Annotated in this window: 22 protein-coding genes; 1 reads left to right on the forward strand and 21 read right to left on the reverse strand. The window is 71.7% G+C overall.

The genetic code is table 11. The features are described 5' to 3' along the window. Positions 1-111 precede the first annotated feature (111 nt). From J2S75_RS13850 to J2S75_RS13885, 8 genes are all read right to left on the reverse strand, one after another. Positions 112-2,109 (reverse strand): heme lyase CcmF/NrfE family subunit, encoded by a 1,998-nt coding sequence (locus J2S75_RS13850; protein ID WP_307020456.1) that lies wholly within the window; start codon positions 2,107-2,109, stop codon positions 112-114. A 187-nt stretch (positions 2,110-2,296) separates the two neighbouring features. Continuing rightward, entirely contained in the window at positions 2,297-2,743 is a 447-nt protein-coding gene (ccmE, locus tag J2S75_RS13855) for a cytochrome c maturation protein CcmE (RefSeq protein WP_307020457.1), read from the reverse strand. Positions 2,744-2,747: 4 nt separating this feature from the next. Continuing rightward, positions 2,748-3,875: a c-type cytochrome biogenesis protein CcmI gene (gene ccmI / locus J2S75_RS13860; RefSeq protein WP_307020458.1), complete on the reverse strand. Its 1,128-nt coding sequence runs from the start codon at positions 3,873-3,875 to the stop codon at positions 2,748-2,750. 166 nt (positions 3,876-4,041) lie between these two features. Next, positions 4,042-4,509: an RT0821/Lpp0805 family surface protein gene (locus J2S75_RS13865; protein WP_307020459.1), complete on the reverse strand. Its 468-nt coding sequence runs from the start codon at positions 4,507-4,509 to the stop codon at positions 4,042-4,044. A 93-nt stretch (positions 4,510-4,602) separates the two neighbouring features. Beyond that, a complete protein-coding gene (locus J2S75_RS13870) occupies positions 4,603-5,982 on the reverse strand; it encodes an ATP-binding protein (protein WP_307020460.1) in 1,380 nt (459 codons plus the stop codon). After that, positions 5,982-6,665, reverse strand: coding sequence for a response regulator transcription factor (locus tag J2S75_RS13875; RefSeq protein ID WP_244377831.1), 684 nt, complete (start codon positions 6,663-6,665; stop codon positions 5,982-5,984). Before J2S75_RS13875 ends, J2S75_RS13870 begins: the two co-directional genes overlap by 1 nt. 158 nt (positions 6,666-6,823) lie before the next feature. After that, a complete protein-coding gene (locus J2S75_RS13880; RefSeq protein WP_307020461.1) occupies positions 6,824-7,123 on the reverse strand; it encodes a hypothetical protein in 300 nt (99 codons plus the stop codon). Continuing rightward, positions 7,120-7,911, reverse strand: coding sequence for a glycoside hydrolase family 108 protein (locus J2S75_RS13885; RefSeq protein ID WP_307020462.1), 792 nt, complete (start codon positions 7,909-7,911; stop codon positions 7,120-7,122). Before J2S75_RS13885 ends, J2S75_RS13880 begins: the two co-directional genes overlap by 4 nt. 148 nt (positions 7,912-8,059) lie before the next feature. Here J2S75_RS13885 and J2S75_RS13890 point away from each other — a divergent pair, with 148 nt between their 5' ends. Further along, complete coding sequence (locus tag J2S75_RS13890) at positions 8,060-8,533, forward strand: hypothetical protein (protein ID WP_307020463.1); 474 nt, start codon at positions 8,060-8,062, stop codon at positions 8,531-8,533. Positions 8,534-8,536: 3 nt separating this feature from the next. On the opposite strand, the gene J2S75_RS13895 is transcribed toward J2S75_RS13890, so the two are convergent. The 13 genes from J2S75_RS13895 to J2S75_RS13955 form a co-directional block, all read right to left on the reverse strand. Next, positions 8,537-8,827 carry a hypothetical protein gene (locus tag J2S75_RS13895; protein WP_307020464.1) on the reverse strand — a complete coding sequence of 97 codons (291 nt, stop codon included), beginning with the start codon at positions 8,825-8,827 and terminating at the stop codon, positions 8,537-8,539. Next, a complete protein-coding gene (locus J2S75_RS13900; protein ID WP_307020465.1) occupies positions 8,824-9,711 on the reverse strand; it encodes a LamG-like jellyroll fold domain-containing protein in 888 nt (295 codons plus the stop codon). Before J2S75_RS13900 ends, J2S75_RS13895 begins: the two co-directional genes overlap by 4 nt. Position 9,712: 1 nt before the next feature. Further along, positions 9,713-10,018 (reverse strand): spike base protein, RCAP_Rcc01079 family, encoded by a 306-nt coding sequence (locus J2S75_RS13905; protein ID WP_307020466.1) that lies wholly within the window; start codon positions 10,016-10,018, stop codon positions 9,713-9,715. A 16-nt stretch (positions 10,019-10,034) separates the two neighbouring features. After that, entirely contained in the window at positions 10,035-10,724 is a 690-nt protein-coding gene (locus tag J2S75_RS13910; protein ID WP_307020467.1) for a DUF2793 domain-containing protein, read from the reverse strand. 27 nt (positions 10,725-10,751) lie between these two features. Further along, positions 10,752-14,651 carry a baseplate multidomain protein megatron gene (locus J2S75_RS13915; RefSeq protein ID WP_307020468.1) on the reverse strand — a complete coding sequence of 1,300 codons (3,900 nt, stop codon included), beginning with the start codon at positions 14,649-14,651 and terminating at the stop codon, positions 10,752-10,754. Between the two features lie 123 nt (positions 14,652-14,774). Then, on the reverse strand, positions 14,775-15,212 hold the full coding sequence (locus tag J2S75_RS13920) for an NlpC/P60 family protein (RefSeq protein WP_307020469.1): 438 nt from the start codon (positions 15,210-15,212) through the stop codon (positions 14,775-14,777). Next, the gene (locus J2S75_RS13925; RefSeq protein ID WP_307020470.1) at positions 15,212-16,078 is read right to left on the reverse strand and encodes a phage/gene transfer agent baseplate hub protein; all 867 of its coding nucleotides are present in this window, start codon (positions 16,076-16,078) and stop codon (positions 15,212-15,214) included. The genes J2S75_RS13920 and J2S75_RS13925 overlap by 1 nt, the downstream gene beginning before the upstream one ends. Continuing rightward, positions 16,075-16,716 (reverse strand): DUF2460 domain-containing protein, encoded by a 642-nt coding sequence (locus tag J2S75_RS13930; protein ID WP_307020471.1) that lies wholly within the window; start codon positions 16,714-16,716, stop codon positions 16,075-16,077. The genes J2S75_RS13925 and J2S75_RS13930 overlap by 4 nt, the downstream gene beginning before the upstream one ends. Further along, positions 16,717-17,328, reverse strand: coding sequence for a phage tail tape measure protein (locus tag J2S75_RS13935; RefSeq protein WP_307020472.1), 612 nt, complete (start codon positions 17,326-17,328; stop codon positions 16,717-16,719). Between the two features lie 300 nt (positions 17,329-17,628). Continuing rightward, the gene (locus J2S75_RS13940; RefSeq protein ID WP_370874142.1) at positions 17,629-17,871 is read right to left on the reverse strand and encodes a rcc01693 family protein; all 243 of its coding nucleotides are present in this window, start codon (positions 17,869-17,871) and stop codon (positions 17,629-17,631) included. Then, positions 17,868-18,233, reverse strand: coding sequence for a gene transfer agent family protein (locus J2S75_RS13945; RefSeq protein ID WP_307020473.1), 366 nt, complete (start codon positions 18,231-18,233; stop codon positions 17,868-17,870). Before J2S75_RS13945 ends, J2S75_RS13940 begins: the two co-directional genes overlap by 4 nt. 145 nt (positions 18,234-18,378) lie before the next feature. Then, positions 18,379-18,786 carry a phage major tail protein, TP901-1 family gene (locus J2S75_RS13950; RefSeq protein ID WP_307020474.1) on the reverse strand — a complete coding sequence of 136 codons (408 nt, stop codon included), beginning with the start codon at positions 18,784-18,786 and terminating at the stop codon, positions 18,379-18,381. Between the two features lie 71 nt (positions 18,787-18,857). Further along, on the reverse strand, positions 18,858-19,055 hold the full coding sequence (locus J2S75_RS13955) for a hypothetical protein (protein WP_307020475.1): 198 nt from the start codon (positions 19,053-19,055) through the stop codon (positions 18,858-18,860). Positions 19,056-19,096: the final 41 nt, after the last annotated feature.

The raw sequence follows: 19,096 nt of genomic DNA on the forward strand, positions 1-19,096 counted from the left end.
CACGCCCCTCATCTCCGGGCTTGACCCGGGGACCCAGACCCTGAACCCGAGCACCAGCGGCAAGACTGGATCCCCGGGCCAAGCCCGGGGATGAGGGAGACGTGTGGATACTCATTCCGCTGCCACCACCTTCGGCTCGGCCGCCGGCTTCGGCTTCTTCGCCGGCTTCGGCGCGCCGACGCGCAGGCGCCTGTCGCTGAGGGAGAGCGCGCCGCCCAGCGCCATGATGATGGAGCCGATCCAGATCAGCGTCACATAGGGCTTCCAATAGGCGCGCACGCCCACCCCGCCGCCGGGCAGTTCATCCCCGAGGCTGACATAGAGCTGGCTGAAGCCGAAGGTGCGGATGCCCGATTCCGTCGTCGGCATGTTGCGGGCGGTGAACAGGCGCTTCGAGGATTCGATGGTGCCGATGTCCACCCCGCCACGGCGGATGGTGAACACGCCTGCGAGATCGCGGTAGTTCGGCCCGTTGCGCGGCTCCAGCCGGTCGAGGGTCAGCTCATAGCCGCCGACCTCGAACCGCCCGCCGACCTTCACCCCGGTGATGCGCTCGGCGTTCCAGCTGGTTTCGGCGATGATGCCGAACAGGCAGACGCCGACGCCGGCATGGGCCAGCGCCGCGCCGAACACCGAACGCGGCAGGCCGCGCAGCCGGGCGAAGGCGGTCGCCCGCGGCACCCGGCCGAAGCCGGCGCGCTCCGTCACTTCCGCCACCGCGCCGATCACCACGAAGGCGGCGAGGCCCATGCCGAAGGGCGCCAGCAGCGGGCCGCCGCCCTGCGCATAGGCCGCCAGCGCGGCGATGACGATGGCGGCGCCAAACGCCGCCATCAGCCGCTGGGCGGCGCCGGCGAGATCGCCGCGCTTCCAGGCCAGCAGCGGCCCGAACGGCATGGCGAAGGCGACGGGGAGCATCAGCGCGCCGACGGTCAGGTTGAAATAGGGCGGCCCCACCGTGATCTTGGCGCCGTTGTAGGCTTCCAGCGCCAGCGGGTAGAGCGTGCCGACCAGCACGGCGGCGGCGGCGGCGGTGAGCAGCAGATTGTTGAGCACCAGCGCGCCTTCGCGCGAGACCGGGGCGAACAGCCCGCCCTGCCGCAGCATCGGCGCGCGCAGCGCATAGAGCGCCAAAGAGCCGCCGATGAAGAAGACGAGGATGGCGAGGATGAACACGCCGCGCGAGGGATCGGTGGCGAAGGCATGCACCGAGGTGAGCACGCCCGAGCGCACGAGGAAGGTGCCAAGCAGCGACAGCGAGAAGGCGAGGATGGCGAGCAGCACCGTCCACACTTTCAGCGCGTCGCGCTTTTCCATCACCACGGCGGAGTGGATCAGCGCCGTGCCGGCGAACCACGGCATCAGCGAGGCGTTCTCCACCGGGTCCCAGAACCACCAGCCCCCCCAGCCGAGCTCGTAATAGGCCCAGTAGGACCCCATGGCGATGCCGAGCGTCAGGAACGCCCAGGCGGTCAGCGCCCAGGGCCGCACCCAGCGCGCCCAGGCGGCGTCGATCCGCCCCTCGATCAGCGCGGCGACGGCAAAGGCGAAGGTGATGGAGAAGCCGACATAGCCGAGATAGAGCAGCGGCGGATGGATGGCGAGGCCGATATCCTGCAGGATCGGGTTGAGATCCTGCCCCTCCGCCGGCGGCGGCACCACCCTTATGAACGGGTTGGAGGTGAGCAGGATGAACAGCAGGAACGCCACCGCCACCGCGCCCTGCACGCCCAGCACATTGGCCTTCAGCCGCGCCGGCAGATTGCCGCCGAACAACGCCACGAGCGCGGCGAAGATCGCCAGCACCAGCACCCAGAGCAGCATGGAGCCTTCATGGTTCCCCCAGGTGCCGGTGATGCGGTAGAGCAGCGGCTTGGCCGAGTGCGAGTTCTCGACCACGTTCAGCACGGAGAAATCCGACTGCACATAGGCGACCACCAGCGTGGCGAAGGACAGGCCGACAAAGCCGGCCAACACCAGCGCCAGCGTCGAACCGACGCGCATCAGCGCCGCGTCGCCGGTGCGCGCGCCCCAGATCGGGATCGCCGTCATCAGAATGGCGACGGCGAGCGAGAGCACCAGCGCGTAATGGCCGATTTCCGGGTTCATGCGCTTGCCCTTCCCTGCCGGCCCTTATGCGTCGCGGCCGCCTCGCCCGTGAAGCTGTCATCCCGGACGGCCGCCAGGGCGATCCGGGATCGCGTGCCAATCATGGCACGGGAACCGGCAGCCGATCCCGGTTCGCGGCTGCGCCGCGCCCGGGATGACACCGACCGGAGGCGGAGCGGGGGAACGCTCACTGCGTCGCCTCCCCTTCCTTCCACACGCCCTGCTTCTTCAGCGCGTCGGCGACTTCCTTGGGCATGTAGGTCTCGTCATGCTTGGCCAGCACGCTGTCGGCGGCAAAGCTGCCATCGGGCGCGATGACGCCTTCGGCGATCACCCCCTGCCCCTCGCGAAACAGATCGGGCAGCAGGCCGACATAGGCGACGCTCATATCCGCGCCATGGTCGGTGATGACGAAGCGTACATGCGTGCCGTCCGTGTGCTGCACGCTGCCATCCTTCACCAGCCCGCCGAGCCGCAGCCGCGTGCCGGGCCGGGTGCCCTCGGCGGCGATCTCGCTCGGGGTGCGGAAGAACACGATGGTGTCGTTGAGCGCGAACAGCACCAGCCCGGCGGACAAAGCGAGCACGGCGGCGGCGCCGGAAATGACGAGGAGGCGGCGTTTCTTGCGGGTCATGGCGTCAGCTCTCCAGCCCGAGTTCGCGCGCCAGCGCGTCGATGCGGCCGAGCGCCGCCGTGTCGCTGGCGAAATGGGTGCGGGCCTGGCCGGCGGCGGTCTTCGCCTTGTCCTGCTGGCCGAGCACGGTCCAGGCGCGCATCAGCCGCAGCCAGCCCTCGATATCGTCGCCCTGCTGCGCCAGCCGGGCCTCCAGCCGCTCCACCATGCCGCGCACCATGGCCTCGCGCTGCTCCGGCGTGAGGCTTTCCGCCGCCGCCATATCGGCGGCACCGGGGCCGGGGCCGGCGGCGACCGGAACCGGCGCGCCGACGCGGGCCAGCGCCTCGCGCAGCAGGCCGAGCCACGGCGCATCGGGCGGGGACTGCGCGACCAGCGCGCTCCAGCGCGCCGCCGCCTGCTCTTTCTGCCCGTCCTGCTCGGCGGCGAGGCCGAGGAAATACTGCGCCTTGGGGTCTTGCGGGTCGGCGGCCAGCGCCGCCTCGAATGCCGCCTTGGCCTCGGCGGTCACCACCCCGCCCGCCTGCGCCGTCAGCGCCTCGCCGAGGCCGGTCTCGCGCTGGGCATTGGGGCCGAGAAGGCGGATGGCGTTGGCCCAGGCGCGGGCGGCGTCGTCGAGCCGGCCGATACGGGCATAGATCGGCGCCACCACCTCATAGCCGCGCCCGTCATTCGGGTTGGCTTCGAGATGGCTTTCCACCTTGCGGATGAGAATGGCGATGTCGGACGGGTTGGGCTGCGCCTCCAGCCGCTGCGCCAGCGGCTGCGGCGGGTAGAGCGGCGAACCGAGGGAAAGATACAGCCCGCCGGCCAGCAGCGGCACGCCGAGCAGCGCCACCACGGCGACGACGCGCCGGCGGCGGCCTTCCCCCGAAGCCTCTCCCTCGCTGGCCCGCTCGGCGGTGGCGCGCAGAATGCGCCGTGCCACTTCGGTGCGGGCGGCCTCGCCCTCGGCGGGGGCGATGAGGCCGGCGGCGCGGTCGCGCTCGATTTCCGCCAGCTGGTCGCGATAGACCGCGAGATCGGCCTCGGCCGTGCTGGCGGCGGGCGCCGCCGCGCCGGTGCGCAACGGCCACAGCACCGCCAGAATGGCGGCGCCGGTCATCAGCGAGAAGGCGATCCACAGCAACATTAGCGTTCCTCTAATGCGCTGAGGTAGCCGACCCGACGCCCGGCGCCAATCCGTAACACCCTCAGTCGGATCGCCGCAGGCTCACAGTGCCGCGAGCACGCGGGCCCGGCGGGCCCGCTTTGGCCGGGAGCACGCGCGCCCGGCCTGCGTCACCCCGCCGCGCGGATCAGCCCGAGACGGGCGACCAGGTGCCGTCCGGGTTGCGGCAGGCGGTGCCGCGCGCGGTCTGCGGCTGGCCGTTGATATAGATGGTGTGAGTGAATTCGCGGCACTTGGGCGAGCCGCCGCGCGCATAGCTCGGGCCGGGGACGATGGTGCCATAGGCGCCGCTGTCGCCGCGCCAGCTCACCGGCGCGCCGGGATTGCCATATTCCAGCGCCTGCATTTCGGCCTGCTGTGCCCGCTGCCGGTCCGCCTGGTCGAGCGCATTGCCGATCGAGCCGCCGATCAGGCCACCCACCGCCGCGCCGACGAGCGTGCTGGCGGTATTGTGGCCGACCACCTGGCCGATAATGCCGCCCGCCACCGCACCGACGGCCGCGCCGCCCACGGTGTTCGGGTTTTCCTGCGCGGTGCTGCAGCCCGCGAGGGCGCCGGCGACAAGGCCCACGGCGACGAATTGGTATGCGCGCATGAAATTACATCCTCCAGCTTCGGCACGGCGCCTGTCGCACCAAGGAAGAGAGGAATAGGGCGAAAGCGCGGCCCCGTCACCCCTTTCGCCCCGTCACGCCGCCGGCAGCCGCACCACGCAGCGCAGCCCCCCGAAAGGCGAACGGCCGAGGGTGAGCCGCCCACCATAGAGCCCGACGAGTTCCGCGACGATAGACAGGCCGAGCCCGGAACCGGGCTGCGTCTCGTCCAGCCGCTTCCCGCGCTTCAGCGCCTCGGTCTGCTGCTCCGGCGTCAGGCCGGGGCCGTCATCGTCGATAGTGATGTCGAAATAATCCCGCTCGCCCGCCGCGCCCGGTGCCGCCACCACCGCGATCTCCACCAGCGTGCGCGCCCATTTGCAGCCATTGTCGACGAGATTGCCGAGGATCTCCTCCAGATCCTGCCGCTCGCCGCGAAAGCGCAGCCCGTCCGCCACCTCGGCCTCCACCGCCACGCCCTTGGCGCGGTAGACCTTGGCCAGCGTCGCGGCGATGCGCGCGACAATGGGCTCGACCTCCTCCACCGTGGTGACGACGGAGGCGCGCGCCGCCATGCGGGCGCGTTCCAGATGGTGCGCCACCTGGTCCTTCATCACCTGCGCCTGCTCGGTCACCTTGGCGGCGAGCCCGGCCTCCGCGCCAGAACCCCGCGCCGCCTCGTTCTGCAGCACGGAAATCGGCGTCTTCAGCGCATGGGCGAGGTTGCCGACATGGGTGCGGGCGCGCTCGACAATCTCGCGATTGGTGTCGATCAGCGCGTTGACCTCCGCCGCCAGGGGGGCGATCTCAACGGGGTAGTCGCCCTCGATGCGGTCGGCACGGCCGGTGCGCACCTCGTGCAGCGCGCCCAGCATGCGCTTGAGCGGGCGCAGGCCGAACAGCACCTGAAACACCAGCGTCAGCAGAAAGGCGCCACCGAGAATCGCCAGCGTCACCGCCAGCGCCTGGTCGAAGGCGGCGACCTCCTCCTCGATCTCGCCGGCATCCGCCGCCACCGCCACCGCGTAGCGCCCATCCTCGCCGAGATCGACCACGCGCTCGACAATGCGCAGCCTCTGGCCGGAAGGCCCGTCGGCATAGGCCTCGCGCATGCCGGATACGTCGGTCTCGCCTTCGCGCTGGAACAGCAGCGGCAGCTTGCCCTCGGGCAGCGAGCGCGAGGTCTTCACCTGCGCCGCCGGCCCGTCGGTGCGGGTGATCTGCCAGTACCAGCCGGAAATGGGGAAGTTGAACAGCGGGTCGCCCAATGTCGTCGGCTCCGGCATGGTGCCGGAGGGCGAATTGGCGACATCGGCGACGATGGTCTTGAGATAGACATCGAGCCGCTGGTCGAAGGAGCGTTCCACCGCCGCGCGGTAGACCTGATGCAGCGCGAAGCCGGTGACGGCCAGCACGGCGGCGCTGATCACCGTCGCCGAAACGAACAGGCGCAGCGCCAGCGAGCCGGTGCGCATCAGCGCGGCGCCTCGCGCATGGCCTCGGGCGCGACGAGGAGATAGCCGAGCCCGCGCACGGTCTGGATCACATCCACCTCCAGCTTCTTGCGCAGGCGGCCGACAAAGACCTCGATCGTGTTGGAATCACGGTCGAAATCCTGGTCGTAGAGATGTTCGACCAGTTCGGTGCGCGACACGACGCGCCCGGTATGGTGCATGAGATAGGCGAGCAGCCGGTGCTCATGCGAGGTCAGCTTCACCTGCCGGCCATTCACCGTCACCCGGCCGGAGCGCGTGTCGAGCATGACCGGCCCGCAGGTGAGTTCGCTGGCGGCATGGCCGGCGGAACGGCGCAGCAAGGCGCGGATGCGCGCCAGCACCTCCTCCATGTGGAAGGGCTTGGCGACGTAATCGTCGGCGCCGGCGTCGAAGCCCTGCACCTTGTCGCTCCAGCGGTCGCGGGCGGTGAGAATCAGCACCGGCATTTTCCGCCCCGCCCGCCGCCAGGCCTCCAGCACCGAGAGCCCGTCCATCTTCGGCAGGCCGATATCGAGCACCACGGCGTCATAAGGCTCGGTATCGCCGAGGAAGTGGCCTTCCTCCCCGTCAAAGGCACGGTCGACGGCATAGCCGGCCTCGACCAGCGCCTCATGCATCTGGCGGTTCAGATCGGGATCGTCCTCGACGACAAGCAGGCGCACGGCATTTCCTCACGCACGCCGCGCGGGGGGCACGCGGCGGCCTGAGCATGCCACCGCGCGGGGCATATGTCAGGGGTGGGGTGTGTCACCCCTTCCCCCGCCAGCCGCACAGTTCCCGGCCCACCGCATTATGCGCCTTCACCTGGCGGATGGTGGGGTCAGTGTCCTCCATCGCCCAGCTGATCGGCCGGAAGGCCCCGCACGCGCCCCGCGTCGCGGCGGAAGGTGTCGTCGTCGCGCAGCCGGCGGTCATCAGCGTTAGTCCGATCAGCGTCAGCCCGCGCGCCATTCGCGCGCGCGATCGTCTCCAGCACATCCCGTTCTCCTTGCGCGATACAGGCCGCCCGGCCTTCCCGGTGGCCCTTGAGATAGATCCCGCCCGCCAGCGCGAGCGCGGCGAACAGCAGCGCGGCGCCGCGCCCGAGCGGGCTCGCCAGCAGGCCGAGCAGCGCCGTCACGGCGCCACCTCGCCGGCGCCGATGCGCGCCAGCGCCCCACGCAACGTCAGCGCCACCCCGGCCAGCATCAGCGCCGCGAACAGCCATTTCAGCGGTTCGGCGAAGCTGGCCAGCGGGGCGAGGCGGTCCGCCTGCTCCGCCACGACCGCCCCGAGCACGCCGGCACCGCTGATGAGCCCGCCCGCGCCGTCGGCGGTGCGCGCGAGCCGTGTATCGGCGGGGCGGGCCCGGGCGGCGCCGCCGGTCTCGCGCGCCGGCTCCGGCGTCGCCGCGCCGGCCAGCGCCTTGGCCGCCGCCCGCACCTCGGCGACGCGGCGGGTCCAGCCGGCGCCGAAGGTCGGGAAGGTGCGCAGGCTGCGCAGCATGGCGAGCCGCCGGTCGCACAGCGCGTCGATCAGCTGGGCGGGCGCCCGGCCGTCCAGCGCCACCAGCGTCGCCTCGCCCACCTGACCGTCCGCCGTGACACCGAGCGTGCGCTGCAGCCATTTCGCCGCCTGCGCCGGCCCGGAATTCACCGCCGCGTCGAACAGCGCATAGTCGAGCCCGGCCGGCAGGTCGTCGGCGCGCACCGCGTCCCAATATTGGCGGCGGTAGATCGCCGCCATCTCGTCCGGCGCGATGCGCCGCACCGGGCGCGCGGGCTGGCCATGGCGGCGACGCCAGCCATCATAGACGCGCTGGGTGATGCCCTGCATGGTCGCCCCGCCGGGATCGGCGGGGTGGTCGGCGTAGCCATCCTCATGAACGAGCACGCGTTTCAGCGCCCCGTCGAAGCCCGACGCGGTCATGCATGACTCCACTGCAAAATTTTAGGGGTGATTTCTGGGGATTAACGCTATGTTAACGATCTCGCTACCTGAGCACGGTTGCAAAAATACCCGGATTCCAAGACCCTTTTTGAGAATGGCTGGCTACCGGCAAGGGGCACCTCACGGCATGGCAACAGAAGATCGACTCGTTGAAGACCTGCGGGGCATTTTCGATGAAGCCCGCCGCAGCTCCGGTCAGGTGCAGGCGGAAGCGTTGCTGGCTGTCGCGCCGGTGGTGCTGAAGGCCAGCGAGTCCGAGCGCGGCGTGGCCTATATGCGCGACCGTCTGACCCCCGAGAGCTACCGCGCCATCTGCCGCGCCATTGGCGACGAGCTGGACCGGCTCAATGCCGAGATCGACCGGCTGAAGCGATTCGAGAAGATCGCCGGCGTGGTCGAGAGCGCCAAGCGTCGAATCACCGCGCGGCCGACCATCGTTACCAAGCCGACGGTGACGGCCGCCGTGAAAGCCGCCGCCGGCGCCTCGGCGCTTGGCGAGGCCGGCCCGGTCGCGCCGGCTGCGCTTTTCGGCCCGCCGGCCCCCGCCCCGGCGTCCACGCCGAAGGCGCTCGGCCACCGCTTCACGCCCGCCGCCGAATAGCCGTCAGATTTCCGCGGCAGGCCAACCCTCGCCGGGCAGCGTCTCGACTTTCGCGGCGTGCTCCTGCGCCGTGAGCAATCGCTCATAATCCGCCGGCGGCATGTCGATCTGCGCCTCCTGCGGCGCCGGTGGTAGGCGTAGCGCCGCCCACCCGTCGACCGGGTGCGCGACGACGTCCCACAGGCGAAACGTGCCGCGCGCCTGATAACCGCTGTCGAGCCACGCCTGTTCGCTGCGCGCCAGCGCCGCCGCCGCCGTCGGAAAAACCAGATAGCTGACGGTCATGGCGCTCATAGCATCACCTGGACCTGCGCGGCGTCGAGCGCCGCCATGTCGAGCGCCGACTGCGCCAGCGCCAGGGCGGCAATGCCACCCGTAAGGTACGCGCCGCCGGAGGTGGTCGCCCCGACGCGGATATTGGCGGCCTGATTGGTGTCCGGCGTTCGCTGCGCCGGAGTCAACGCACTGTTCACCGGCAGTGCGCCGTTGATCGCAAGGTCGAGCGCGCCTTCCATATGGCGGCCACGCGCGACGAGGCGGTTCCAGGACCCTGACGCCACTGCGGCCGTCGAGGTGGCGGGCGAACTTGCGTCCGCCGTGCGCATCTGGGCACTGATCGCCATCGTCGTTCCCCCGATATAGCCGCGAACACTGCCCACCGTCGAAGTGATGGGGTAATAAAGCAGGACCTGCGTGCCGCCCGTGCCGGCGATGCGCGCGATGACGGCATAGGTCAGTGCAGGCTGGTTGCGCGAAAATTCCACCGAGTTCTGGATGTCGAGATACTGCGCGCCGGAGAAGGCCAGGCAGGGGCGGCCATTGGGGCCGACATCGAGCACGCCGGCATTGACGATACGCGGCTGCGCCGCGCCGGCCGTCTGCACGGCGTCGCGGCCGCCCCCCGTCTGGTCGTACCACCGCGTGGCATAGGCGCTGGCGGCACCGGCAAAGGCCAGCAGCGCGCCCGTGTCGAGCGCGCCGGACCCGGTGAAGCCGATATCGGCCTCGCCGCCATCGCTGCCGCGGCGCACCCGCAGGCAGGGCCCGCCATGGGCGGAGAGCAGCCGGCTCAGCCCGAAGGTCGCGTAAAGCTGACCGGCGAACCCCTCCAGCGGCGCCACAATCCCGTGAGCGCGACGGCGACGCCGGAGATCGAGGCTGAATCCGAAGCTCGCCATCTCAGTCCACCCGATGGATGACGAGCCCGGCGGTCGTGCCCGTCGCCAGCACCCGCCGCACCAGGAATTCCAGCACGCTCACCTGCCCGGCCGGCAGCGGCAGGGTCAGCGGCGCGTCATCCGCCGCGTCGACGGGCAGGATGCGGACTTCTGCGTTCGCCAGCGTGGCCGGCACGAACACACGCAGCCTTCCATAACGCGACAGGTCGGTCGCATCGTTGGGCGTCACCAGCGCGCCGGCGCGGCCGAGCGCGGCGGGAGAGAGGGCGCGGCGGTGCCAGGGGTCCTTGGCGGCATCATAGGGCATGGGTCGCTCCCGGAGATCAGAGGGTGAAGGCGAGATAGGAGAGGACGAGGCGCACCCGCCCGCCGGTGAAGCTGCCGCCCAGCGCGGTGATGCGCAGCGGCGTGTCGGCATAGAAGGCCTGCGGGCCGATCACGCCGATATTGCCGGCGCCGGCGGCGATGCTCAGAAGCCCGCCGAATTTCGCGGTCTCGCCTGCTATGCCGACCTCATAGGCGGTCGCGCCCGTCACCGCCGCCACGGTGCGGCTGGCCACGGCAAGGACGATCGCCCGGCTGGGAATGAGGAGCGTCGAGGCGACGAAGGCCCCCGCGAGCGTCACCTCCTCCTCCGCCATGCGCAGGGTGGCGGTGGCGCCGGAAGCCGTGAATGCCAGCGCCTCGCGCCAGGCGGTGCCGTCGAACAGCAGGCTGCGGGCCTCGCTCACCACATAGGCGCGCCAGCCCGCACGCGGGGCGAGGAAGCGCCAGCCGGAATCGTAAAGCGCGATCTCGCCCTCATGGCCGGCGAAAGCGCCGCTGGCACCGGGCGCCACCAGATGCCGGTCGCCCGGCAGCGGGCTGGCGGGCGGGGCGGTGCGGGTGCGGTCGAGCACGGCGAGCTGCGTCGCCGCGTCGAGCAGCATCAGCGCCTCGTTGTGGGTCACATGCTTCTGCGCCTGCGCCGCCGCCAGCAACGGCAGCGCGAGGAGCGGCGTCGTCTCGCTCATGAAGGCCTCCTGTCGGGAGAACGGAAATCAGCTGCGCAGCCGCGCGGTCAGCGCCGCGCCGGCGCCGACCTCGGCGGAGAGCTGGGCGATGCGGACATCGAGAAAAGGTTGGGCAGCGCCGAAATCGGCGATCTCGTCGGCGCTCGCATAGAGAACGGCCGGCGCGGAAACGGTGAAGCGGCGCTTCACGGCGTCGCCGCTCAGAATCTCAACCGCATAGGCCTCGCTGGTCTCGCCGAGCGGCACCTCGACCAGATCCCAGGAATCGCCGCCCGCACGCGTGCGCCGCGTCCAGCTCAGTGTCACGCCGGCGGGGCCACGACGGGCGCGGGCATGCACCGGCGCGAAGGGACGCAGCGCCTCCGGCCCGAGCGTGGCGGCGATCTCGGTCACGGCCTCGTCGCCATGGTCGCGGTCGGCCCCGCCGATGCGGTAGGTGACGGCGCGGCCGATCATGTCGAGCCCGCTCGCGACCGGCACCAGATTGGCGTCGATCTTCATCAGCCTTGTTCCCGCCGGCCAGTCCGCCGCCGCCCGCGCCTCGGTGCCGAGCTGACCCCGCAGCAGGCCGGAGAGCCGCCAGCGGGAACTGCCGACCAGTTCGGCCTCGGTGAACTGGATCACCTCGACCGCGCCCGAGGGGTCGATCAGCGCCAGCGCATTGGCCCCGCCGAGCACGGCTTCCGCGCTGGCCCCGGCGAGCAGCCCGCCATCGAGCTCGACCTCAAGGCTCGCCCGCTGCCAGCGCCAGAGCGGGCCGGCGGGCAGCGCTTCCAGCGTTTCCCCGGTCACCGCCGCCGCCGAAAGTGTCGCCACCGGCTCGAAGCTGCCGCCATCCACCGCCCGCCAGACGGTGAGGCTGCCCGGCCACGGCGTGACGAAGGCGCCGAGCCAGGCCAGCACCGGCGCGCCCTCCCCACCCGCCAGCGGCACGCTGATGAGATGCACCAGCGCCGGCCCCTCGCCGCCCGGCAGTTCGACCTCGCCCGCCGGCCCCTCGCGCACCGCGAGGGCGAACACCGCCGGGTCGATGCTGCGCGCATTGACGAGGCGGGTGCCGCGCTCCTCGATGGAGACGATCTCCATCAGCCGCGCCCGCCCGTCGCGTTCCAGCCGCACCAGATCGCCCGGCTCCAGCGCGAGGCGCGAGGGCGGCAGCGTCAGGCTTAGCGTCTCGCGCCCCGCCCATGTGTCCTGCAACCACCGGTCGGCGAGGCCGGCGGCAAGGCCGGGATCGGCCACCATGGCGATGTCCATGCCGGTTTCCGCCCGCGCCGCGCCGGCCAGACGGCGCGAGACCGCGGTGGCGCGGCGGTAATCATTCGTGCCGTCGATGAAGCCGAGCGTGGCCGAGAGCGGCAATTCGCCCTCCGCCGCCCGCACCAGCGACGGGGCGGCGATGCCCTCGCCGGTGGCGATGTCGTCATCGGTCAGCACCTCCCGCACCCGCCCGCCGCGCGGGGCGAGCGCGAGGGCGCCGCCGCGCTCGACGAGGTCGAAGGCAAAGGCCCGCGCCAGCGGCTCCAGCGCCGCCCGCGCCGTCATCGGCCGGTCGACGACATAGCCGTCGATGATGCCGCGCAGTTCGCCGGTCGCAATGTCCGGCACGCCGAAATCCGCCGCCAGCGCCTGCGTCAGCTCGGCCAGAGGCGCGGCGCCCAGCCGGCCGGTGAGCCAGTGGCCGGTCTGCCAGTTGGCCCCGTCCGCCCACACATGTGTGGCATTGGGAAACACGGGAAACGGCCGCGCGTCCCAACTCCACAGATGGATCGCCGCCGGGTCGATCATTCGTCCGCCCGGCAGCGCCGGGGCCGGCGGGTTCAGCGCCGTGGAGGCGGAGAAGCCGGCCAGACTCACTTCGAGATGCCGGCGCTGGATCAGGTCGTCGCGCGCGCCGGTGGAAAAGGGCGGCAGCCCGCCCTCCGTCGATTTCGGGTCGGGAAAGGCGCTCGGCCGGTTGGCGCCCTTGTCCACCGCCGGGCAGCCGATCTCGGTCAGGCGCACCGGCTTGGAACCCGGCACCCAGGCCGTCGCGCTCGCCTGCCGCACCCCGCCGACGCGCTCGTGATGCGCGTGGCTCCACCAGCCGGCGAGGTCCTTTTGGCGAAACACCCACGCCTCGCCATAGGCGCCATCGGTGATCGGGGCGCGCGCCTGCGCGGAGCGGGCGGCGTCATCCGGGTAATACCAGTCGAACGCCTCGCCACCGTTGAGATTGCCGGCGAGATAGGCGCGGTCATGCCCGCTCTCATGCGCCTCGGCGTCGAGATGCGCGTCGCCCTCGCGCCAGTCGGCCAGCGGCGGATACCAGTCGATGCCGATGAAGTCGAGCGCCGGGGAGGCCCAGAGCGGGTCGAGCGGAAAGCGCAGTTCTGCCCCGCCGTCGCGCACATGCGCGCCATATTCCGTCCAGTCGGCGGCATAGCCGATCTGCGTGCCCGGGCCCAGCATCGCCCGCACCTCGCCCGCCAGCGCGGCGAAGGCGCCGGCGGCGGGGTAGACGCCCGGCGCGGCGCGCACGCGGGTCAGCGCCGCCATTTCCGAACCGATGAGGATCGCCTCCACCCCGCCGGCGAGCTGCGCCAGCTTGGCGTAGTGCAGCACCATGCGGCGCAGCGTCCATTCCGCCGGGCCGGCATAGGTGACCTGGCCGAACGATGCGCCGAACTGCGCGGCGGTGGCGGTGCCGAACAGCGCCGCCACCTGCGCCCCCGCCGCCGCCGTGCCGTCGGGCGAGCCGGCCACACCGGGCGCGGGGTGGCAGGTGATGCGCCCGCGCCAGGGATGGGCCGGCTGCATCGCCCCCGGCGCATAGGGGTCGGGCAATGTGTTGCCGGCGGGAATGTCCATCATCACGAACGGGTTCAGCGTCACTTTGAGCCCGCGCGCCTTCAGTGCCTGAAGCGCGGCGATCACGCTGGAATCGGAGGGCGTGCCGCCATAGGCGGGCTTGCCCTCATACTGGCTCACCAGCGCCGCCGTGCTGCGGGTCTGCCCCGCCACCTGCCACGCCAGAGGAAAGATGCCGATCTGCGTCGGCTTGCTGCGCCGCTCCACCGCCGGGCGGATCTGGCACTGGCCGGCGCGCAGATCGGTGCCGAACCAGGTGACGACCAGCGCCACCCGTTCGAGATTCGGGCAGGCGGCGAGCAACTGGTCGAGGCTCGCGGCAACATCGCTGGCATGGGTGCTGACATGCCGGTTTTCCAGCTGGTAGACGCCCGGCCGGTCGACCCGCAGCACCTCGCGCGGCTCATAGCCGAATTCGGTGGCGCCGGGGATCAGCGTCACCGCCCGCACCGCATTCTCCAGCGCCCCCACCGCCCGCTCGACCTCGACGGAAATCTGCGGCAGACGGTTGCCGAAGCGGGCGAGCGGCAGGCGCTCGAAGACGAGATAGGCGAGGCCGCGATAGGCCGGCGCTCCCGGCTCGCGCGCCTCGATCAGCGGATCGGGCAGCTGGTCCTCGCCCCCGCGATGCAGCCGCACATTCAGCGCGCGGGTGTCGAGCAGCCTTCCATCGGCCCAGATGCGGCCGATCCGCGTCACCGGACCCTCGCACAGGCCGACGGCGAAGCTGCCGAAATAGCTGTAGGTGGTGGTGCTGGCGCCGCCGGCCATTCCCCCCTTGCCGCCGGAAGCCTGCGTCTGGGTGGACACCACCTCCTGCACCGGCGCCGCCCAGATCACCTGGCCGGAAAGCCGCGCCCGCCCATAGAGCCGGGGCAGCGCCGCCCCTTCCGTGGAGGTCATGGTACCGAATTCAGCGAGGCGCGGCCCTTGCGTGCGCTGGCCGGGGTTCAGCACCAGGCTGTCAATGGCCGAGCCGCCGAGCGCGCCGAGCGCCCGCCCGGCCAGCGCGCCCACCGGCCCGAACAGCGCCCCGCCGATCGTCCCGCCCAGCGCGCCGAGAATGAGTGTGGCCATAAGGGGCTCCGATCGTTGGAATGGCGCCTGTCGGCGCCTCTTTGCGCTAGGTCTGGCGAGGGCCCGCTTCGCGCACCCTCATGGCCGGGCGTGACCCGGCCATGAGGGTGCGGGCCCCGGCCCTCACACGCCGGGAAAGGCGAAGGCGAAGGCCAGCCGGCGGCGCCACCAGGGGGCGAGGAACACCTCCGCCACCGCCGCCCCGTCATGGGCGTGCACCATCCGTTCGGGCGTCACCAGCAGCGCCGCGTGCTTGGCGGGAAAGCCCTCGCGCCAGCGGAACAGCAGCACATCGCCGGGGGCGATCGCCTCCAGCTTCACGGCGCGCATGTGGCGCCCTGCCGCCTCTGCCATCTGTTCGGCCTTCGTTGCTTCCGCCCAGTCCGGCGCATAGGCCGGCAGGTCCTGCGGCTCCGGCCCCAGCACGGCCCGCCACACGCCGCGAATGAGGCCGAGGCAGTCCGCGCCCTGCCCCTTCAGCGAGGCGCGGTGGAGATAGGGCGTGCCGATCCATTCCCGCGCCTCGGCAATCGCCTGTGCGCGCACATCCCCCTCGCCCATCACGGCCTCCCCGGCGTCGCCACCCGCAGCACCGCGTCATTGCCCGGCATATGCGGAAAGCCGCGAAAATTCAGCGTGTTGGCAAAGCGGTCGCGGCAGGTGGCGAAGCTCTTGTCGCAGCCGGCGGTGACGGTGAAGCCATCGCCAGGGGCCAGCACGGCCGGCGGGCGCTGCCACAGTTCCAGCCGCACCGCGCTGGCGCTCACGCTGTGCGCCTTCACCTCGGTGGCGAAGCCGGCAGCGGCGCCGCTGGTGACGACGAGCCGTCCCTGCGTGAACCAGCCGGCCGCATAGGCGCCGAGCCCTTCCGCCACGATCAGCCCCGGCGCCTCCGCCGCGCCCACCGTGCCATGGCCGGCGAACGCCGGCGCGGCCAGCGCGATCCGGCAGCGGCCATCGCCCAGATCGGCGTCGCAGCCGGCGGTGAACAGCCGCCCGCGCACCACATTCAGCGCGGATGAGAGGCCGCGCAGTTCGGCGGTGAAGCTTCCCTCGCTGCGCCGCACCTCGCCCAGATGCGCCCGGCGCAGCAGCAGGAAGCTCGCCGGCGCCGACCAGTCGGCGAGGATCAGCTCGATCCCCGCCCCGTCATAGCGCCCGGCGTCGAGATCGGCGTCGTCGATCAGCTCCGAGGTCAGCGCCGCCGCCATCTCGCCGCCGCCCACCGCAAAGCCCTGCGCCGCCGCATCCTCGCTGCCGGAAACGCCGGCGGCGGCACGAAACAGCGTGCCGTCGACGGTGAGGTCCTCGTCATGCTCGGTGAGCGCGATCACCGCGCCGTCGCGGCGTGTGATCCGCCAGCAGCGCGCCAGCGTCGTCACCCCGCCCGCGAGCGACGCGGCGAGGCCTTCGGGCAGTTCCCTCACGGCCGTATCTCCACAATGGGAATGCGCGGGATCGCCCCCGCCTCGAAGGCGGAGAGGTTCACTTCGAGAAAATCCGTGTCGAAGCGCACCGGCACGTCGAACAGGAAGCCGGCGGTGACATTGGCTCCCAGCGCCGGCACATGGCCGGGCAGGAAGGTGATGAGCCCGGCCGCCGCGTCGAGGGTGAAATGCGTGCCCGCCACCCGCTCCGCCCCGTTCACCGCCACCCGCACCGAGCCGGCGACCGGCTTGGCGATGGGGCGCTGATAGGGCGCATGCGCCCCGCCATAGGTCTTCACCAGCGGAAACTGCGCGCGCGCCCCGGTGCCGCTGCCCAGCAGCTGATCGAGCGGCGTCACCGCCGCCCCCGGCGCGCCGGAGGCATGGTCGAGCCGGTCGCGCCAGCGAAAGCCGAACAGCCGCCCGCGCCGCTCCTCGAAAAAGGCGACGACGCTGGAGAGCTGCGCCAGCGAGGTGACGCCATAGCCGGCATCCCAGCGCCGGCGGGAATGGGCGAGCCGCGTGTTGCGCTCCTCGCGGCCGGTAAGCGTGGTGACGATTTCCGTCGCCCGCTCCGGCCCGCCCGCTGCGCCGAGCGCGATGTCGAGCGGAAAGAGCGCTTCGTGAAAGCCGGGCATCTACAGGCTCCTTTCCCCGCGCGCCACGGCGCGGGCGATCAGGCCGGCGAGATAGGCGTCGGAGCGGCGGAAGGCGCCCGGATCGGGGGTGGTGACATTCACCGTCACCTGCGTGGCGCGCCCGCCGCCCTGTGCGGCGACGCCGAGCCGGCCATCGGCCCCGCGCGCCAGCGGCAAAATCGCCTCCGCCCCGCGCTCGCCCATCAGCCCGAGCCCATTGCCGGCCATGGGGAAATAGGTCGGCGCCGCCACCACCCCGCCGCGGGCGAAGGGGGTGACGCCGCCGTGCTCGAACGCCGCCCCCTTGGCGAAGCCCGAAAGACCGCCAAGCGCGCCGCCGAGCGCCCCTTGCAGCAGGCCGGAAACGCCCTGCTCCAGCGGCTTGAAGGCGATGTCGAGCGCCAGCGAGGACAGCCGGCCGGCCAGCGAGCGCAGCACATCGTCGGCCTCGCGGCCCTTCAAGGTGGCGCCGGTCAGCGCGTCGCCCACCGCCCGGCCGAAGCCGCGCGCCAGCCGCTCGGCTTCCGCGATCTCGCGCTGGAAGGCGCTGGTATCGGCACGGATATCGACCGTCAGCCCCTCGTCGAACACATCCATGTCGTCCGCGGCCATCCTGCCCTCCTGTGTGAAATGCTTCCGTGTCCCGGCCCAGCGCAGGCGCAGGCGCCGCGTCGGCCCCTCGCGCCCTCAGGACCGGGCTTGACCCGGCCACCCCGACTTGGCGCCGGGATCGGACGGGCTGCGCTGGGTCCCCGGGTCACGCCCGGGGATGAGGGCCCGTTTGGCCTCCTCGCACCCTCAGGGCCGGGCTTGACCCGGCCACCCCGACCTGGCGCCGGGATCGGGCGGGCTGCGCGGGGGGGCCCGGGTCACGCCCGGGGATGAGGGCACGCGCGGCGAGACGGCGCCCCCTCAGTCCGGGAACCGCGCCATCAGCGCGGCGAGGCCGGCGCGGTCGAGCGGCGCCCGCGCCGGCCCGGCAAAGGCGCGCAGCGCGGCGGCGAGTTCGCGCGGCGTCATCCGCCAGAAGGCAGGTGGCGACAGGCGCAGCCGGCCGAAGCCAAACGCCATCGCCTCCGCCCAGGGGAAGGGCGGGACGCCCTCCCCGGGAAAGGGCGGGACGCCCTCCCCGTCGGGGCGAGACGGGGCGCCTATCCCCCCGCCTCCGGAGGATCGGGCAAAGGGCGGGAGGTGCGTTCCCCCTCCCCGTCGCCGCCAAAGGTGGCGGCGATCAGCGCGCCGACGATCCGCGCGAAGCCCGCCGCCCCGCCCGGCGTGGTCATGCGCGCCACCTCCGCCTCGGTGACGGTCTCCCCCGCCCCGCGCAGCCCGGCGGCGATCAGGCGGATGGCGTCGCGCGCGGCGAGGCGCCCCTGGGCGAAGCGCCCGGTGAGCGCCACCAGATCCTCGGCGCCGAAAGCGTCCTCCAGCTCGGCCAGCGCGCCGAGGGTGAGCACCAGCGTGCGCCGGCGCCCGTCGAGTTCGGCGGAAATCTCGCCGCGATGGCGGTTGGCCATGTGTGCTCCTTCCTGAGGGCTGAAGCTGACGCGAAAACCCGCCCCTCATCCCCGGGCTTGACCCGGGACCCCAGCCGGCCCCTGCGCCGGTCGAGGTCTGGGTGGCCGGGTCAAGCCCCGTCCTGAGGGAGATGGGGGACGCCCCTCACAGCGCGGCGAAGGTGATCTCCCCCGCGCTTTCCAGCGCGATGTCGAACGTCACCTCGCGGTCGTGCTCGCCGGCGAATTCCAGGCTCGTGATCTGGAACGGCCCGGCCAGCGTGCCGAAATCCGGCACCACGATCTGCGCGCTGCGCAGCGTGCCGTCGAAGAAGCTCTGGCGGATCAGCGCGTCCGACGCGCCATCCTTGAACACGCCGGAGCCCGCCACCGAGGCCCGCTTCACCCCGGCGCCAGCGAGCAGCTCGCGCCAGCGCCCGGCGCTCTCGGCATGGGTCACGTCCACTGCCTCGGCATTGAAGGCGATCTGCCGCGAACGCAGCCCCGCCACGGTGACGAAGGCCGTGCCGTCATGGATCTTCAGGAGAAGGTCCTTGCCCTTCTGCGCCGCCATAGGCCGCTCCTTTGCTTGCGATTACGTATGTTTGACGGTATTCAGAGATGGTTAACCCTTGGGAACTACACTCACCCCCATTCAGGACTGCGGATGAGGTCGCGATGACTTCGCATCTTGAATCCGCAAACGCCGCCAAGTGACTTCATGTTCTGATTCAACTTCAGGCGGATTCGTGAGTCGTCTGAATCGTTTGCGCGGCTTTCTTCGCGGCTTTGCCAAAAACACAATCCGATTTTCACGCCCGGCGCGGCCGGGACGGCGCCCATGCCGCCCGCCTTCTCACATTCCGATTCAACCCGGCGCGGAT

The organism is Ancylobacter polymorphus (genome assembly GCF_030813495.1).
In the GTDB taxonomy this organism is placed as follows: domain Bacteria; phylum Pseudomonadota; class Alphaproteobacteria; order Rhizobiales; family Xanthobacteraceae; genus Ancylobacter; species Ancylobacter polymorphus.

Excerpts from the sequence above, each read along its gene's own strand:
- J2S75_RS13850 (WP_307020456.1), bottom strand. The coding sequence starts at position 2,109 with ATGAACCCGGAAATCGGCCATTACGCGCTGGTGCTCTCGCTCGCCGTC.
- ccmE (WP_307020457.1), bottom strand. The coding sequence starts at position 2,743 with ATGACCCGCAAGAAACGCCGCCTCCTCGTCATTTCCGGCGCCGCCGCC.
- ccmI (WP_307020458.1), bottom strand. The coding sequence starts at position 3,875 with ATGTTGCTGTGGATCGCCTTCTCGCTGATGACCGGCGCCGCCATTCTG.
- J2S75_RS13865 (WP_307020459.1), bottom strand. The coding sequence starts at position 4,509 with ATGCGCGCATACCAATTCGTCGCCGTGGGCCTTGTCGCCGGCGCCCTC.
- J2S75_RS13870 (WP_307020460.1), bottom strand. The coding sequence starts at position 5,982 with ATGCGCACCGGCTCGCTGGCGCTGCGCCTGTTCGTTTCGGCGACGGTG.
- J2S75_RS13885 (WP_307020462.1), bottom strand. The coding sequence starts at position 7,911 with ATGACCGCGTCGGGCTTCGACGGGGCGCTGAAACGCGTGCTCGTTCAT.
- J2S75_RS13890 (WP_307020463.1), top strand. The coding sequence starts at position 8,060 with ATGGCAACAGAAGATCGACTCGTTGAAGACCTGCGGGGCATTTTCGAT.
- J2S75_RS13895 (WP_307020464.1), bottom strand. The coding sequence starts at position 8,827 with ATGAGCGCCATGACCGTCAGCTATCTGGTTTTTCCGACGGCGGCGGCG.
- J2S75_RS13900 (WP_307020465.1), bottom strand. The coding sequence starts at position 9,711 with ATGGCGAGCTTCGGATTCAGCCTCGATCTCCGGCGTCGCCGTCGCGCT.
- J2S75_RS13905 (WP_307020466.1), bottom strand. The coding sequence starts at position 10,018 with ATGCCCTATGATGCCGCCAAGGACCCCTGGCACCGCCGCGCCCTCTCT.
- J2S75_RS13910 (WP_307020467.1), bottom strand. The coding sequence starts at position 10,724 with ATGAGCGAGACGACGCCGCTCCTCGCGCTGCCGTTGCTGGCGGCGGCG.
- J2S75_RS13915 (WP_307020468.1), bottom strand. The coding sequence starts at position 14,651 with ATGGCCACACTCATTCTCGGCGCGCTGGGCGGGACGATCGGCGGGGCG.
- J2S75_RS13920 (WP_307020469.1), bottom strand. The coding sequence starts at position 15,212 with ATGGGCGAGGGGGATGTGCGCGCACAGGCGATTGCCGAGGCGCGGGAA.
- J2S75_RS13930 (WP_307020471.1), bottom strand. The coding sequence starts at position 16,716 with ATGCCCGGCTTTCACGAAGCGCTCTTTCCGCTCGACATCGCGCTCGGC.
- J2S75_RS13935 (WP_307020472.1), bottom strand. The coding sequence starts at position 17,328 with ATGGCCGCGGACGACATGGATGTGTTCGACGAGGGGCTGACGGTCGAT.
- J2S75_RS13945 (WP_307020473.1), bottom strand. The coding sequence starts at position 18,233 with ATGGCCAACCGCCATCGCGGCGAGATTTCCGCCGAACTCGACGGGCGC.
- J2S75_RS13950 (WP_307020474.1), bottom strand. The coding sequence starts at position 18,786 with ATGGCGGCGCAGAAGGGCAAGGACCTTCTCCTGAAGATCCATGACGGC.
- J2S75_RS13955 (WP_307020475.1), bottom strand. The coding sequence starts at position 19,055 with ATGGGCGCCGTCCCGGCCGCGCCGGGCGTGAAAATCGGATTGTGTTTT.